The organism is Candidatus Rokuibacteriota bacterium, from assembly GCA_030647435.1.
Classification (GTDB): domain Bacteria; phylum Methylomirabilota; class Methylomirabilia; order Rokubacteriales; family CSP1-6; genus AR37.
The window spans coordinates 112723-127462 of sequence record JAUSJX010000141.1; the positions used below are offsets into that span (position 1 = coordinate 112723).

At 69.3% G+C, this 14740-nt stretch carries 16 protein-coding genes; 7 read left to right on the forward strand and 9 right to left on the reverse strand.

All coding sequences use genetic code 11. The features are described 5' to 3' along the window. Positions 1-11: 11 nt before the first annotated feature. The 6 genes from Q7W02_25305 to Q7W02_25330 all read right to left on the reverse strand — a co-directional run bounded on the left by Q7W02_25305 (position 12) and on the right by Q7W02_25330 (position 6160). Positions 12-1541, reverse strand: coding sequence for an AMP-binding protein (locus Q7W02_25305; protein ID MDO8479450.1), 1530 nt, complete (start codon positions 1539-1541; stop codon positions 12-14). A 23-nt stretch (positions 1542-1564) separates the two neighbouring features. Next, on the reverse strand, positions 1565-2263 hold the full coding sequence (locus Q7W02_25310) for an ABC transporter ATP-binding protein (protein MDO8479451.1): 699 nt from the start codon (positions 2261-2263) through the stop codon (positions 1565-1567). A 13-nt stretch (positions 2264-2276) separates the two neighbouring features. Beyond that, positions 2277-3029, reverse strand: coding sequence for an ABC transporter ATP-binding protein (locus Q7W02_25315; protein MDO8479452.1), 753 nt, complete (start codon positions 3027-3029; stop codon positions 2277-2279). Then, positions 3016-3978 (reverse strand): branched-chain amino acid ABC transporter permease, encoded by a 963-nt coding sequence (locus Q7W02_25320; GenBank protein MDO8479453.1) that lies wholly within the window; start codon positions 3976-3978, stop codon positions 3016-3018. The genes Q7W02_25315 and Q7W02_25320 overlap by 14 nt, the downstream gene beginning before the upstream one ends. Then, positions 3975-4838 carry a branched-chain amino acid ABC transporter permease gene (locus Q7W02_25325; GenBank protein MDO8479454.1) on the reverse strand — a complete coding sequence of 288 codons (864 nt, stop codon included), beginning with the start codon at positions 4836-4838 and terminating at the stop codon, positions 3975-3977. The genes Q7W02_25320 and Q7W02_25325 overlap by 4 nt, the downstream gene beginning before the upstream one ends. Before the next feature lie 101 nt (positions 4839-4939). Beyond that, positions 4940-6160, reverse strand: coding sequence for an ABC transporter substrate-binding protein (locus Q7W02_25330; protein ID MDO8479455.1), 1221 nt, complete (start codon positions 6158-6160; stop codon positions 4940-4942). Between the two features lie 181 nt (positions 6161-6341). Between Q7W02_25330 and Q7W02_25335 the strand changes: the two genes are divergently transcribed. The 7 genes from Q7W02_25335 to Q7W02_25365 are packed head-to-tail and all read left to right on the forward strand — an operon-like array spanning position 6342 to position 12736. Continuing rightward, positions 6342-7370: an ABC transporter substrate-binding protein gene (locus Q7W02_25335; GenBank protein ID MDO8479456.1), complete on the forward strand. Its 1029-nt coding sequence runs from the start codon at positions 6342-6344 to the stop codon at positions 7368-7370. Continuing rightward, entirely contained in the window at positions 7367-9052 is a 1686-nt protein-coding gene (locus tag Q7W02_25340) for an iron ABC transporter permease (GenBank protein MDO8479457.1), read from the forward strand. The genes Q7W02_25335 and Q7W02_25340 overlap by 4 nt, the downstream gene beginning before the upstream one ends. After that, positions 9045-10139, forward strand: coding sequence for an ABC transporter ATP-binding protein (locus tag Q7W02_25345; GenBank protein ID MDO8479458.1), 1095 nt, complete (start codon positions 9045-9047; stop codon positions 10137-10139). The genes Q7W02_25340 and Q7W02_25345 overlap by 8 nt, the downstream gene beginning before the upstream one ends. Continuing rightward, the gene (locus Q7W02_25350) at positions 10136-10615 is read left to right on the forward strand and encodes a hypothetical protein (protein MDO8479459.1); all 480 of its coding nucleotides are present in this window, start codon (positions 10136-10138) and stop codon (positions 10613-10615) included. Before Q7W02_25345 ends, Q7W02_25350 begins: the two co-directional genes overlap by 4 nt. A 19-nt stretch (positions 10616-10634) precedes the next feature. Further along, positions 10635-11399, forward strand: a complete 765-nt coding sequence (locus tag Q7W02_25355) for a crotonase/enoyl-CoA hydratase family protein (GenBank protein ID MDO8479460.1) — start codon at positions 10635-10637, stop codon at positions 11397-11399. Positions 11400-11411: 12 nt separating this feature from the next. Continuing rightward, positions 11412-12092 (forward strand): hypothetical protein, encoded by a 681-nt coding sequence (locus Q7W02_25360; GenBank protein ID MDO8479461.1) that lies wholly within the window; start codon positions 11412-11414, stop codon positions 12090-12092. A 17-nt stretch (positions 12093-12109) separates the two neighbouring features. Further along, entirely contained in the window at positions 12110-12736 is a 627-nt protein-coding gene (locus Q7W02_25365) for a gamma carbonic anhydrase family protein (GenBank protein MDO8479462.1), read from the forward strand. Between the two features lie 201 nt (positions 12737-12937). On the opposite strand, the gene Q7W02_25370 is transcribed toward Q7W02_25365, so the two are convergent. From Q7W02_25370 to Q7W02_25380, 3 genes are all read right to left on the reverse strand, one after another. Further along, positions 12938-13702, reverse strand: coding sequence for a hypothetical protein (locus Q7W02_25370; protein ID MDO8479463.1), 765 nt, complete (start codon positions 13700-13702; stop codon positions 12938-12940). Then, positions 13656-14417 (reverse strand): hypothetical protein, encoded by a 762-nt coding sequence (locus Q7W02_25375; GenBank protein ID MDO8479464.1) that lies wholly within the window; start codon positions 14415-14417, stop codon positions 13656-13658. The genes Q7W02_25370 and Q7W02_25375 overlap by 47 nt, the downstream gene beginning before the upstream one ends. Before the next feature lie 88 nt (positions 14418-14505). Continuing rightward, the coding region (locus tag Q7W02_25380; protein ID MDO8479465.1) for a class I SAM-dependent methyltransferase at positions 14506-14740 on the reverse strand (235 nt) is incomplete at its 5' end.

Below are 14740 nucleotides of genomic sequence, written 5' to 3' on the forward strand. Positions count from 1 at the left end.
ATCGGGCGCGCTCACACGCGGGTTGCCCGGCCGGCCCAGTAGGGCTCGCGGAGCACGCGCTTGAGAAGCTTGCCCGCGGCATCCCGCGGGAAGTCGTTGTGGAAGGTCACCTCGCGCGGGACCTTGTAGCCGGCCAGGTGCCGGCGCGCGAACGTGATCACGTCCTCGGCGGTGAAGCGCGCGGCCGGGCGGGGCTGGACGGCTGCGTGGACGCGCTCGCCCCACTCGTCGTCGGGGACGCCGAAGACGGCCACGTCCTGGATGTCCGGGTGGCGGTGGAGCGCGTCCTCGATCTCGGCGGGGTAGATGTTGACACCGGCCGAGATGATCATGTCGCGCTTGCGGTCGCAGATGTAGTAGAAGCCGTCGGCGTCCATGTACGCGACGTCGCCCACCGAGTACCAGTCCCCGCGGCGCAGCCGGGCGGTCGCGTCGGGATCCTTGTAGTACTCGTCGAGAATGCCGGAGAACTGCTTGACGTAGAGCTCGCCGGGCTCGCCCACGGGCACGGGCCTGCCGTCGTCGTCGAGTAGGGCGATCTCCTTGCCCGGCGCGGCGCGGCCGCAGGAGCCGGGCTTTCGCAGCACGTCTTCCGGCTGGAGGACCGTGTTCACCCCGAGCTCGCTCGAGCCGTAGAACTCGTAGAGCGCGGGACCGAAGCACTCGACCACGGCCTCCTTGACGCTCATCGGACAGGGCGCCGCCGCCATGATGATGGCCCTCATGGAGGATACGTCGTAGCGGGCCCGGACGGATGCGGGCAGGTCCACGATGCGCTTGAGCAGGGTCGGGGCCATGAAGGTGCTGGTGCAGTGGTGGCGCTGGATCTCCTCGAGCGCCCGCTCGGGGTCGAACTTGGGCATGATCACGACCGTGGCGCCGACGATGTGCGCGTAGAGCGCCAGGCCGCCGGGCGCCGAGTGGTACATGGGGCCCGCGACCAGGTGGACGTGGTTCGGGTCGAGGAGGTCCATCGCGCCCAGCGTCTCCATCAGCCCCTGCGGGTCGATGCCGCGGCGGAGCGCGCCCTTCGGCTTCCCCGTAGTCCCGCCCGTGTAGATGATGGAGGCGCCAAAGGCCGCGCCTGACGGCAGCTCGACGGGCTCGGGGCTCCCCTGCGCCAAGAGATCGTCGAGGTGCACGGCCCAGTCGCACCGCTCCGCGCCCATGAGGATCCAGTGCCTGACCTTCCGGGCACCGGCGCGGACGGCCTCGCAGATTGGCAGGAACTGGTCGCTCGCGAAGACGGCCGCCGCGTCCGAGTGATCGAGGATGTAGGCGACCTCCTCCGCCACGAGGCGGTGGTTCATCGGGACCGGGATCAGGCCGGCCGCCCGCGCGCCTGTGCCGGCGAGATAGTGCTCGAGCGAGTTGGCGGCGTAGACGATGACGGTGGCGCCCGGCTCGAGCCCGAGCCCCAGGAGCGCGTGGCCCAGGCGGTTCCGGCGCGCAACGAGCTCGGCCCACGACCACACCCGGTCGCCCTCGATGAGCGCGGCCTTGTCGGGGTGGCGGGCGGCATGGGCGGCCAGGATGTCCATGTCAGCCGCCTACGCCGGAGCCATCAGCCGCCTACACCAAGATACGTCGTCGTGATCTTGTGGTCTGCGCGGAGCGCGTCCGGTGTGCCTTCGAACACGATGGTCCCGTGGTCGATGACGTAGACGCGGTCCGCCAGCCCGAGCGCCATCTCGGCGTTCTGCTCGACCAGCAGCATGCTGACGCGCTCGCGCTTGAGCTCGCGAACGGTCCCCATGACCGTCTCGACCACGAGCGGCGCCAGCCCCTGGGACGGCTCGTCCAGGAGGAGCAGCTCCGGCCCGGTCAGCAGGGAGCGGGCGATGGCCAGCATCTGCTGCTCCCCGCCCGAGAGCAAGCGACCCTTGCGGTCCAGCAGCTCGCGGAGCTTCGGAAAGCGCTCGAGCACGCTCTCCATCGGCCAGCGCGAGCCCGGCCGGCGCGCGATCTCGAGATTCTCTCGCGCCGTGAGATAGGAGAAGATGCCTCGGGTCTCGGGCACCAGCGCGATCCCGAGGCGGGAGATCCGGTGGGCGGGGAGACCGGCGATGTTGACGCCCTTGTAGGTGATCTCGCCGCTCCGGGGCGGCGTGAGCCCGGTGATGGAGCGAAGCGTCGTGGTCTTGCCCGCGCCGTTGCGCCCCAGGAGCGCCACGACCTCGCCCTCGCCCACGCGCAGCGAGAGGCCGTGCAGGATGTGGCCGAGCCCGTAGTAGGTGTCGATGCCCCGGATGTCGAGGATCATGGGACGTCCAGGATCATGACGCGGGGACGCCCCCCAGGTAGGCGCGGCGGACTTCCGCATTCCGCTGGATCTCCGCCGGGGTGCCTTCCGCGATCACGCTGCCGAAATGCATGACCGAGATCCGGTCGGACATGGTCATGACGACGTCGATCTTGTGCTCGATGAGCAGGATGGTGTAGCGCCCTTTGAGCTTGCGCACGAGCGTGACCATCTTCTGCGTCTCGTCCGGCGACAGCCCCGCCGCGGGCTCGTCCAGCAGCAGGAGACGAGGGGCCGCCGCCAGCGCGATGGCCAGCTCGAGCTGCCGCTGCTCGCCGTGAGAGATCTCGCGGGCCGGCAGACCCGCCTTCTCGCCAAGCCCAACCTCCCCCAGCACCTCGAGCGCCCGCCGGGTCAGCTCCGGGTAACGGTCGGCCCGGCGCCACGCCAGTCCCCGCCAGGATTCCTGCCGGGCAAAGGCCGCGAGCCAGACATTGTCCAGGATGGAGAGCGTGGGGAAGATGCTCGTGCGCTGGAACGATCGCGCGATGCCGAGATGGGCGATGCCGTGCGGCGGCGTTCCGGCGATGTCGCGGCCGTCGAAGATGATCCGGCCCGACGTCGGCGCCTGCTGTCCCGTCAGCAGGTTGAAGAACGTGGTCTTGCCGGCGCCGTTGGGCCCGATGACCGAGTGCAGCGAGCCCTCCTCGACCTCGAGCGTGACCGCGTTGACGGCGGTCAGCGCCCCGAAGGACTTCGTCAGGAGCTCGGTCCTAACGAGGGGCATCGGCCCGCGCGGCGGCGGGCGCACGATGCGCCGCGCGCCACGCCCAGAAGCGCGCCCACGCCTCGACGACCCCGCCCCGGAAGAACAGCACCACGACCACGAACGCGACGCCGAGCAGGAGCGGCCAGCGCGCCCACATGGAGCTGACCGACTCCGATAGCCAGATGAACACGAACGAGCCGATCACGGGCCCGTAGAGGGAGCCCGAGCCGCCGATGAGCGTGGCGAAGACGACATTGCCGGAGAACACGAAGCCGATGGACTCCAGCGGCACGATCCCGAAGAGCATGGCGTAGAGCACCCCGGCCAGCCCCGAGAAGGCGCCGCCCACCACGAAGGCGGCAAGCTTCATGCGGGGGGCGTTGTAGCCCAGGGCTTCCGCCCGCAGCTCGTTCTCGCGGATGGCCTGCAGGATCTTGCCGAGCGGCGACTCGACGATGCGCTTCATGACCCAGAGCGAGAGGAGGAAGAGCAGGGCAACGGCCGCGTAGTAGGCGAGCGGCGGGTGGATGTCGAGGCCGAGAACGCTCGGGCGCGGGATGCCGGGCATGCCGTCCTCGCCCCCGGTCACGGTCGTCCACTGGTAGGCCGTGAAGTAGAACATCTGGTTCAGCGCGAAGGTCAGCATGATGAAGTAGAGGCCGGAGCGCTGGACGCAGAGGTAGCCGACGACGGCCGCGGACACGGCGCCCACCGCGATGCCGACGCCGAGCGCCAGCAGGACGTTGACCCCGTAGTACTTCAGCAGGTACCCGGCCACGTACGCAGCCGAGCCGAAGAATGTGGCCTGGCCGAACGAGAGCAATCCCGTGTAGCCCATGAGGAGATTTAGGCCGAGTCCGAAGATCGCGAAGATCCAGATCTCAGTGGCGATGGCGTGCCGGACGAAGACCGGGAGCAGGACGACCGCGGCCAGGATGGCCAGCCACGCCTTCGTGCTCCCGCTCATCGGATGCCGAACAACCCTTGAGGCCGCACGAGGAGGACGGCGGCCATGACGGCAAAGATGACAGCCACAGAGGCTTCGGGCCAGAAGAGCGCCACGAGGCTCTGGGCCAGGCCGACGAGCAATCCCGCCACGATGGACCCCAGCAGGTTGCCGAGCCCCGCCAGCGCGACGACGACGAAGGCGATGCCGAGCATGTCCACGCCCATCCAGGGGTTCAGGCCCCGGATCGGGGCGGTCAGGGCGCCGGCGATCCCGGCCAGGACGCAGCCGATCGCGAAGGCCGCGGTGAAGAGGCGGTGGATGTCGATGCCGAGGAGGGAGACCATCTCCTTGTCCTCGATGCCCGCGCGCATGATGGCGCCGTAGCGCGTCTTCTCGAGGAAGAGCCAGGCGCCGAGCACGAGGAGCGCGGCCGCAACCATCACGAAGAGGCGGTACTTCGGGTAGAACGTGATGCCGAGGTTGACGCCGCCCCGCAGCAGAGGCGGCGGGAGCTGGCTCATGCCGACGGGGCTCCAGACGATGATGATGCCCTCCGTAACGATGAGCGAGAGCCCGAACGTGAGCAGGAGCTGATAGTCGTGGCCGGCTTTGTACAGCGGCCGGATCCCGCCGTACTCGATCAGCACGCCCAGGAGCCCGACTCCGAGTGGCGCGAGCACGAGGGCCAGCCAGAAGTTGCCGACGAGCTGGATCACCGTGTAGAGGAAATAGGCGCCGAGGGCGAAGAGGGCGCCGTGGGCGAAGTTCGGGATGTTGAGCACGCCCGTGATGATGCTGAGCCCGATGCCCATCAGGGCGTAGAGCATGCCGGTGGCGAGGCCGTTGAGGATCTGGCTGAAGAGAAGGGAAACGTTCACGATGTCACCCCACCCTCACCCCGGCCCTCTCCCTCTCCGAGGGAGAGGGAGTTCAGGACCCTCTCCCCGATCGGGGGAGAGGGCAGGGTGAGGGGGGCGCCCTACAATGTCCCTATGTCCTTGCAGGCGGCGTACTCGGCCGGCAGCGGCGTCGAGCCCGTCGCGACGATGTCGGCGAAGTCCATGGGGTTCTTCATGGCGTCCTTCTTCTTGCAGCGCATGAAGAAGTACGGCCGCAGCGTCTGGTGGGTCTTCGGGTCCACGCGCATGCGCCCGACAAGATCCTCCACCTCGAGGCCTTCGCAGGCCTTGATCACGTCCGGCACCTCGGTGGACTTGGCCTTGTCCATGGCGTGGAGCATCATCCGCGTCATGCCATACGCCGCGGCCGGCGCGTAGCCGGGAGGGCCGCCGAACTTGGCCTGGTAGTTTTTCACGAACTCCTTCGCCACGGGCGTGTCGGCGGTGTAGTAGAAGTTCGAGCCGACCCACATGTTCTCGCGGATCTCCGGATTGAGCTGCACCAGCTCCTCGACGCCGGAGGACCACGTCAAAATCAGCGGGACCTTTGGAGTGAGCCCGAAGTTGAAGATCTCGCGCGCGCCGGTGACGGCGTCGAGGCCGAAGTTGATCATGGCCACCACGTCGGGCTTGTTGGCAGCCGCCTTGGTGACGTAGTTGGAGAACTCGCGCTCGCCGAGCGGGTGCCGGTCGGCGCCGACGAACTCGATCCCGTGCCCCTTGCCCACTTCCTTGATGTACTTCTCCACCGACCAGCCGAAGGCGTAGTCGGCGACCAGGAGGTGCCAGCGCTTGGCCTTGGGGTTGGCCTGCATGAAGGTGTCCACCACGGTCTTGGCGGCCGTGTAGGGGCTCGCCGCCCACTGGAACGAGTAGCGGTGGCAGCGCGCGCCCGAGATGTCCTCGGTGCCGCCGCTGAAGTAGTGGAAGGTCTTCTTCCGCTTGGCGACCTCCGACACGGCCAGGGCGACGCCCGAGGACCAGGGGCCGATGATGTACTTCACGCCGTCGGCGTCGATGGCCTCCTCGGCCCGGCGCGTGGCGCTGCCCGCCTTGGTCTCGTCGTCGCGGGTGATGTACTTGATGCTCTTGCCCTGGATCTTCATCCCCCGCTCCTCCAGGGCCATCTTCATGCCGCGGTCGAGGACGGGGCCCACGTCGGAGAATGCGCCCGTGAAGGACCAGAGCCCCAGCATGGGGATCTCCTTCGCCTGGGCCCGGAGGACGGCCGGGAAGCCGAGCCCGGCCGCGGCGGCGGCGCCGCCCAATTTCAAGACATCGCGTCGAGTGAGTTCGCTCATCGTGGTTCCTCCGCGCTGCTGTGGGTTCGAGTGGCTCCCTGTTCCTTCGGTGGTGGGAGAATCGGCCCAAGGCGGCTCCGTGTCAAGTAGGCGCCTTGACAGCCCCGCAACCCCGGTCTAGATTCGCGGCAACTCGCACCAACTGACGCCGGCTCCCACCGCGCCGATAGGGAGGTCTACAATGTCACGTGCCCTCGCCGGGCTGTACCGGCTCGCCGTCGCCGTTCTCACCGCCGCCGCGCTCGCCTCACCCGCCGCGGCCGCCGACACGCTCAACGCCTACTCCATCTGGCCCGAGAACTGGGCGCGGCCCATGCTCCAGGAGTTCGAGCAGACGACGGGGATCAAGGTGAACTTCGTGCGCTTCTCCTCGGGGGAGGCCCTGGCCCGGGTGATCGCGGAGAAGGGCAACCCGCAGGTGGACGTGCTCTTCGGCGGCCCCGTCGAGACCTTCGCCGCCGGCATCAAGGAGGGCATCTTCGAGCCCTACAAGCCCCCTTCCTTTGGGACCCTGCCCGCCCGCTTCAAGCAGGCGGAGGGCTACTGGGTCGCCATCGCCGACGACCCGCTCGTCTTCATGGCGAACGCAAAGTTCCTCAAGGAGGCGAACCTCAAGCCGCCCGCGTCGTGGGAAGACCTGCTGAATCCCGCCTACAAGGGCATGCTCCAGATGGCGGACGCGCGCACCTCGGGCACGGCGGTGACGCGCATCTTCTCCATCATCGAGGTCAACGGGCGGAACGAGGACAAGGCCTTCGACTACATGAAGAAGCTCCGGCGCAACGTGCAGGTCTACACCAAGAGCGGCGGCGGCGGAACGCTGCCCGTCGGTCTCGGCCAGGCGGGCGGCGGCATCTTCTTCATCGTGGACGCGCTCGACACCAAGGCCAAGGGGTACGACGTCGTCATCAGCTTCCCGCGCGAGGGCATCGGCACCTCGGCCGAGGCCATCGCGCTCCTCAAGGGCGCGAAGCACCCCGAGCTCGGCAAGAAGCTGATCGACTGGGCCACCAGCCCCGCCATGCAGAGCCTCTTCGCCAAGCACAAGATCAACTTCGTGCCGGCGAGCCCCGAGGTCAAGGTCGAACCGTCCCTGGCGGAGGTGCTCAAGGGCGCCAAGATCTTCCCCATCGATGACGCCTACGCCGGCGCCAACCGTAAGCGCGTCGTGAACCGCTGGATCAGCGAGGTCCTGAACGCGAAGGAATGACGGCCGCCGTGAGGCGGCTCGGGCGCGACCCCGCTCTCCTGGTGACGGTCCTCGTTCTCTGGGCGCTGCTCGGGCTCTTCGTCCTCTTCCCGCTGGCGCGACTGACCTGGCTTGCCTTCTTCGAAGGCGGCCGCCTCTCGCTCGGCCACGTCTGGTCCGTACTCGGCGACCCCAACCACCGCCAGGCCTTCGCCAACAGCATGCTGCTGGCGGCGCTGGTGGCCGCGGGCGGCACGGCGCTGGGCTTTCTCTTCGCCTACACCGCCGCGCGCGCGGGGCTCGGGCGCTGGTGGCTCGCGGCGCTCGACGCCGCCACGCTCCTGCCGCTCGTCTCACCGCCCTTCACGACGGCCATCGCCATGATCTTCTCCTTCGGGCCGCGCGGCCTCATCACCTATCACCTGCTCGGGATCAAGGGGGCGACGGCCTACGGGCTGCACAGCACGCTCTTCGCCGAGACGCTGACCTACTTCCCCATCGCGTACCTGACCCTCAGGCCGATTCTCGCGGCGATTGATCCCAACGTGGAGGACATGGCGTTTTCGCTCGGGTCTTCGCGCTGGCGGGTTTTCAGGACGGTGACGCTGCCGCTGGCGGTGCCGGGCTTCGCCAATGCATTCCTCCTGCTCTTCGCCGCCTCGCTGGCGGATTTCGCCACGCCGCTGATCCTGGCGGGCAACAGCTTCCCCGTGCTGCCGACCCAGGCGTATCTCCAGATCACGGGGCTCTTCGACTTCAAGGGCGGCGCCGTGCTGTCCTTCGCGCTCCTCGTGCCCGCGGCGGCCGTCTACTTCCTCCAGCGCTACTGGGTCGGCCGCGGCGCCTACGTCACGGTCACGGGCAAGGCCGGGCCCGCGACGGTCACCAAGAGCGTGGCGCCGTGGGCGCGGCGGCTCCTGCCCGCGGCGTGCGCGGCCGTGGCCGTAGTCATCGCCTACTTCTACGCGCTCCTCTTCTACGCCTCCGTGGTCATGGCCTTCGGCGCCAACCACGCGCTCACGTGGCGGCACTACCACGTGATCTTCACGGAAGGGTGGAAGGCCATCCACGACACGCTCATCATCGCGGGCGTGGGCATGCCGCTGGGCGGTCTCTTCGGCGTCCTCGTGGGCTACCTCGTGGCGCGGCGGCGCTTCCCCGGGCGGCAGGCCATGGAGATGGTCTCGATGATCAACTACGCCCTGCCCGGCACCATCGTCGGCATCGCGTACCTGATCGCGTTCAACAGCCCCCCGCTGGCGCTCACAGGCACGGCGCTCATCATCGTCGCCTGCTACGTCTTCCGCTACAGCCCGACGGGCATCCGCGCGACGGTGGCGCTCCTCCAGCAGATCGATCCCAGCATCGAGGAGGCCTCGCAGGGGCTGGGGGCGCGTAGCGGCATGACCTTCAGGCGCGTCACCCTGCCGCTCATCCTGCCCGCCTTCTTCGCGGGGCTCGGTGTCGTCTTCATCCGCTCGATGACCGCGATCAGCGCGACCATCTTCCTGGTGTCCATCAACTGGACGCTCATCACCGTGCGCATCCTCGAGAACATGACGGAGCTCTCGCTCGGCCCCGCCGCGGCCTTCTCCGTGCTGGTCGTCGCCATCGTCTTCGTGGTGATGGCGGCAATCTCCTGGGCGCTCCGGCGGTTCCAGTCGGCGGGCAACCTCCAGGTCACGAGCTTCCTCGGTGGCTAGCCCCTCCCCCGTCGCGATCAGGCTCGAGGGCGTCTCCAAGCGCTTCGACCACCGGGTCAAGGGCCTGGTCTACGCCGTCCGCGACGTGAGCCTGGACGTGCGTCCGGGCGAGCTGTTGACCCTCCTCGGCCCCTCCGGGTGCGGAAAAACCACGACGCTCAGGATGATCGCGGGCTTTCAGGAGCCCGACGCCGGCCGCGTGTGGATCGGCGGCCAGGACGTGACGCGCCTCATGGCCAACCAGCGGAGCATCGGCTTCGTCTTCCAGAGCTACGCGCTCTTCCCCCATCTGACCGTCTTCGAGAACGTCGCCTACGGGCTGCGCGTCCAGCGGCAGGCCGATGCCGAGATCGCACGCGCGGTCGGCCTAGTGCTGGACCTCGTGGGGCTCGCCGGCTACGACCGCCAGATGCCTCACCAACTCTCGGGCGGCGAGCAGCAGCGGGTGGCGCTGGCGCGGGCCATCGTCGTGAGACCCCGGGTACTCCTCTTCGACGAGCCGCTGTCGAACCTCGACGCGCGGCTGCGCATCCAGATGCGCGGCGAGATCCAGCGGCTCCAGAAGACGCTCGGCATCACGACGGTCTACGTGACCCACGACCAGGAGGAGGCCATGGCGATCTCCGACCGGATCGCCGTCATGCACCAGGGCGTCATCGTCCAGGAGGGCAGCGCAGAAACGCTCTACCACCGTCCCGCGTCAGAGTTCGTGGCCCAGTTCATCGGCAGGACCAACCTCCTGCGCGGGCGCGTGACGGCCGCGGGAGACGCCGGGGTCGAGGTCGAAGTCGAGGGCCACAGGTTCCGCGTGGCGGCTTCGGGCGCGAGGCCCGCCCTCGGCGCGTCCGTCACGCTCGTGCTTCGCCCCGAGTCGATTGCCATGTCAACCGGCGGGGCCGGCCTGAGAGGAACGGTCGTATCGCGGACCTTCCTCGGTGAGAAGGTCGAGTACCACGTCCGCGTGGGCGGCGAGACCCTTCACGTGACGGGCTACGGCGCGGGCGGCTCCGGGTTCCTCGCCCCCGGCGAGGCCGTCACCCTCGACGTGCCCTCGAGCGGCGTCTGGATCCTCGAGGGTGGAGCGTGATCCTCATCGCCCTCCTGGTGCTGCCGCTGCTGGCCCCGGTCTGGGCCCCGGTCTGGGCCCAAGTCGAAACCGTTCATGGCGGCGATTCGGTGTTTCTCTCTCCCGGCATCGGCATCGTCTGGGGCGTGCTCCGGGCGCCGACGGAGGAGGAGACCGTCGTCGTCACCCGCATAAGCAATCCGATGGCGCGCTACGCGTACCTCCGCGTGGAAGGCGTGAACCCCTTTACCGGGCGGCGCACCGCGGTCGTCGAGGGCGTGCCGCTCGGGGCGCGGGCCGACGTCAAGAGCCCCCGCGCGGGCTTCGCGGACTTTCCGCGGCGCGAGATCCACCTCTACGCGACGGAGGCCGAATGGCGCGCCCGGAAATCAACGCTCACCGTGTATTATCTCGGTGTGCCGGACACCACGCCCGAGTTCACGTCCCAGGCCGCGCTGGATGCTTACCTGGCAGGCGCCCAGCCCCCGGCCCGCTGAAGCCATGGAGGCTCGCGTCATGTCAGTCCGGGTCGAGCAAAGCGGGGCTGTAGGCACTGTCATCATCGACCGCCCCGAGAGAAAGAACGCCGTGGACGGGCACACCGCCCGCGCCCTGGCCGAGGCCTTTCGCGCGGTGGAGGCCGATCCCGCCACGCGCGCGGCCGTGCTCTGGGGAGCGGGCGGCACCTTCTGCGCGGGCGCCGATCTCAAGGCCCTCGGCAGCGAGGGCAGCCGGGTCAAGGCGACGGGCGACGGCCCGATGGGCCCGACGCGCATGCTGCTCTCCAAGCCCGTCATCGCCGCGGTCTCCGGCTACGCCGTCGCGGGCGGCATCGAGCTGGCGCTCTGGTGCGATCTCCGCGTGATGGAGGAGACGGCGACCTTCGGCGTCTTCTGCCGCCGGTGGGGCGTGCCGCTCGTGGATGGCGGGACAATCAGGCTCGCGCGGCTGATCGGCATGAGCCGCGCTCTCGACCTGATCCTCACCGGCAGACCGGTGGGAGCGGCCGAAGCCGAGCGCATCGGCCTCGCGAACCGCGTCGTGCCGGCCGGACAAGCCCGTGAGGCGGCCGAGACGCTCGCGCAGGAGATCGCCGCCTTCCCTCCCAACTGCGTCATAAGCGACCGCCGCTCCGTCTACGAAACCTTCGGGATGGATCTCGGAGCCGCGCTCGCGCGGGAGTTCGAGCTTGGCAAGGCCACCATCGACTCGGGCGAGAGCTTCGAAGGCGCGGCACGCTTCGCCGGCGGCGCGGGGCGCCACGGCGCCCCTGCGTCCTGAGAGGAGACGCACATGCCACAGCGCCTGCTTCCCTATAGGACGGCGTCTTTCGTGGGCTTCGTCGGGATATTCCTGTTCGCCGTGATCGCGCTCGCGCGCCTGCCCGCGCTCGGCCCGGCCGAGACGCCGGTGCACGCCCTCGCCTGGATCGGCGTGGTGGCCGCGGCCTTCATCATGGGCCGCGCCTGGTGGAAGCTGGCGCCGGAAGTCTTCGGCGGCCGCATGCCTCTCTTCGCATTCGTCCTGCTCGTCTTCTTCGTCGCCTGGGTCTGGATCTGGTTCGCGATCGTCCTCGTCAAGTGCGAAGGCTCGCCCAAGACCTGCGGACCTTGGCGCCTGGCGCTCGACGTGGGAGCGTTCGCCATGTATGCGACCCTGGCCTGGGTCGTGTGGTGGCGCACGCGACGGTGGCTGGTCGCCGCGCTCGTGCTGCTCGGCACCATCGGGGCGCGCTTGCCCATCCACGTCCCCGGCCTGCCTCCCTGGATCCGGCCGCTCGGGATCATCGTGCTCTCGTGGGGGCTCATCCTCGCCCTGGTCGCGCTCTTCAGCTTGGCCGAGAAGCCTCTCGCGGCGCCCGGGTCGCATACCCTCTTCGCGGCGGGATGGTTCCGTGTGGTGCTCATCGTCGCGGCGGTCGGGACGCTCCTCATCCTGAGCGTGCCCTACCTGCTCAGCTGGCTCACCCCCTGAGCCTGGGCGGAGGCTTCATGCTCCTCGAACACGAAGGCCGGCGTCCAAGCATTCACGCGAGCGCCTACGTCGCCCCCAACGCGACGGTGTCGGGCGACGTAACGATCGGGCCGGAGTGCCGCATCCTCTTCGGCGCGGTGCTGACCGCCGAGGGCGGCTCTGTGATCCTGGGCTCGCGCTGCGTCGTGATGGAGCAGGCGGTCCTGCGCGGCACGAAGGCCCATCCGCTCCGGATCGGCGACCACGTCCTGGTCGGACCTCACGCCCATCTCTCGGGCTGCACCGTCGAGGACAATGTGTTCGTCGCCACCGGCGCCTCCGTCTTCAACGGCGCGCGGATCGGCGCCCGGAGCACGGTCCGCATCAACGGGGTCGTCCACATCAAGACCGTGCTCGCCCCCGACGCCGTCGTGCCCATCGGCTGGGTTGCCGTGGGCGACCCGGCGCGGATCCTCCCGCCCAACGCCCACGACGAGATCTGGGCCGTACAGGGGCCGCTGAACTTTTCGAAGACCGTCTTCGGTCTCGATCCCGCGCCGGCCGGACAGAGCAACATGCCGGAGCGGCTGCGCCGCTACGCGGCAGCCCTCGGCCGCCATGTGCGGGACCGGATCCTGGACCGCCAATCCTCGTCGGATTTCTAACACCCGATCCAAAAGCTCGAAGGCGGCTGAGAAGGGTCCAGATGCGAGGCGGCGCCCGAAGGCCGCACGCGAGGCGTACCACTGTCTCAGCCCTCGCCTCGGGGCTCCGCCCCTCAGCTCGAACGGCCACGAGCGTGCGGCCGAGGGCGCCCCAAGAGTCTTCATGCTAAATGGCGCAGATGGGCCCTTATCGGCCGCCTGCTAGCGCTTGAGGAGGCGGCGGAACCCTTCGAGTTCCTGGCGCGAGACCTCGGGGCGCCGACCCAGCTCGGCCAGCACCTCGTCGGCGCGGCGCTCGAGGTGCGTGGACAGGCGCGAGAAGACCTTGAGCACGTGCAGCCCTTCGCTCGTGGCCTTGGACTTCGCGATCGAGCCGGCGAAAGTGGCGACCATCGCGCTGTCCAGCTGCGCGAAGACCTCCATGGAGGTGGCGAGCGCCGGCCGGCCGTTGGGACCTGGGCCGTCGGCGTAGTGGAGCAGGATCACGGCCTGGCCGCGGATGTCGGGGAGCACGCTCTGCTCGTAGCGCCCGCGCGCGTAGACGACGCGCAGACCGCCCTCGCCGTAGAACGGCGTGATGAGCCCCGTGACGCCCCAGCCGTCGTCGAGGTTCAGGCCGTCGGCGGTGCGCCAGATGCGGTAGCGCGCCAGCTTCAGCGCCCGCGTCACCTGTGTGGCGAACTCCGGGTGGTCGAGCAGGTAGTCGAAGACGGCGAGCCGCAGGGGGTACGGCTCGATCTCGACGCGCGTCGAAACCGTCGCCTTCGCCAGCACGTTTTCGATCCGCGCCAGCTCGGTAGGCGGCACGCCCGGCGGAAGCGCGGGCGCGCCCTCCCCCCCGGCGCCGAGAGCCGGCCGGAGGAGAGCGCCCGCGAGCAACACAAGGGCGCAGGAGAGCGCGCGGGCCGGGCGCCTGGGCCTAGAAGGTGCCGAGAACGGGACCACCGCCTCCGGGCGCCTGCGCATTGCTGTCGCTCCAGGTGATAACAACCTCGAAGGTGGTGGGCGTGGGCCCCTGCTCGACGATGATGTAGACGAGGTTCGCCATCACCGCGTTGTTGTTCACGCCGACCACGGCGCCGATGCCGTGACTCAGGTTGAGGCTCTTGGCGACGTACTTGTCCCACACGTCGCCGCGCCACTCCTGGAAGGCGATGAGCGGGATCCCCAGCTGCATCACCGGAAGCCGGGTCGTGCCGCACGCCGCCGTGTACGGCTGGTAGAGCGTCGGCGGCGTCGTGCCCTTGAGCACGACGTGGCTCACGGCCTGCGGGCTCTCCCGGCCGTTGGGCTTGACGATCCAGATGCTGCGCTCGCCGGGCCTGCCGTCCCAGCGCACCTCGTCCCAGTACGAGACGACGCCGCCGCGGGCGATCTGGGCCCGGATGGCGACGCCACCCCAGGCGCGCGCGATGCTATCGGGCACGGCGTTGAGGGGGCGATGGGTCACATTCATCCCGCGGTCTCCGCTGCCCTGGTCCAGCTGCGCCGCGAGCCGCTGGAAACCGGGCCCCGTGGCGCCGTCATCCAGCTCGCCCCGGCTGAGAAAGGACATCATCGCCTGGTCGAAGATGCTCGCGACCTTCAGCCGGTACTCCACCGCCCCTGCGGGCGTTCCCACCGCGAGCACCGCGAGCATGCACACGGCGACGACCGCGGGCCTGCGTCCGACCGTAGTCATCGAGCCTCCTGAGCGAGAGCTGTGCGACGCTCCCGGGATTATCCCACCCGGAGGCCGGGGGCGCGAGCGAATGCGGCGGGCGGGCGGCTCAGGCGTAGAGGTCTTCGCGAGTCGTGGGCCCGGCAGAGCCCACCCGGTTCCACTGCTTGCGCAGCAGGAACTGGTAGAGCCCGATCGAGCCGCCCTCGAAGGCCATCGACGAGCACGCGAGGTAGAGCAGCCAGGTCCGGTAGGTGCGCTCGCCGGCGAGCGCCCGGGCTTCGTCGGCACGGGCCTGGAGGCGCTCCACCCACTGGCGGCAGGTGCGCGCGTAGTGCAGCCGC

Excerpts from the sequence above, each read along its gene's own strand:
- Q7W02_25305 (MDO8479450.1), bottom strand. The coding sequence starts at position 1,541 with ATGGACATCCTGGCCGCCCATGCCGCCCGCCACCCCGACAAGGCCGCG.
- Q7W02_25310 (MDO8479451.1), bottom strand. The coding sequence starts at position 2,263 with ATGATCCTCGACATCCGGGGCATCGACACCTACTACGGGCTCGGCCAC.
- Q7W02_25315 (MDO8479452.1), bottom strand. The coding sequence starts at position 3,029 with ATGCCCCTCGTTAGGACCGAGCTCCTGACGAAGTCCTTCGGGGCGCTG.
- Q7W02_25320 (MDO8479453.1), bottom strand. The coding sequence starts at position 3,978 with ATGAGCGGGAGCACGAAGGCGTGGCTGGCCATCCTGGCCGCGGTCGTC.
- Q7W02_25330 (MDO8479455.1), bottom strand. The coding sequence starts at position 6,160 with ATGAGCGAACTCACTCGACGCGATGTCTTGAAATTGGGCGGCGCCGCC.
- Q7W02_25335 (MDO8479456.1), top strand. The coding sequence starts at position 6,342 with ATGTCACGTGCCCTCGCCGGGCTGTACCGGCTCGCCGTCGCCGTTCTC.
- Q7W02_25340 (MDO8479457.1), top strand. The coding sequence starts at position 7,367 with ATGACGGCCGCCGTGAGGCGGCTCGGGCGCGACCCCGCTCTCCTGGTG.
- Q7W02_25355 (MDO8479460.1), top strand. The coding sequence starts at position 10,635 with ATGTCAGTCCGGGTCGAGCAAAGCGGGGCTGTAGGCACTGTCATCATC.
- Q7W02_25360 (MDO8479461.1), top strand. The coding sequence starts at position 11,412 with ATGCCACAGCGCCTGCTTCCCTATAGGACGGCGTCTTTCGTGGGCTTC.
- Q7W02_25365 (MDO8479462.1), top strand. The coding sequence starts at position 12,110 with ATGCTCCTCGAACACGAAGGCCGGCGTCCAAGCATTCACGCGAGCGCC.
- Q7W02_25370 (MDO8479463.1), bottom strand. The coding sequence starts at position 13,702 with ATGCGCAGGCGCCCGGAGGCGGTGGTCCCGTTCTCGGCACCTTCTAGG.
- Q7W02_25375 (MDO8479464.1), bottom strand. The coding sequence starts at position 14,417 with ATGACTACGGTCGGACGCAGGCCCGCGGTCGTCGCCGTGTGCATGCTC.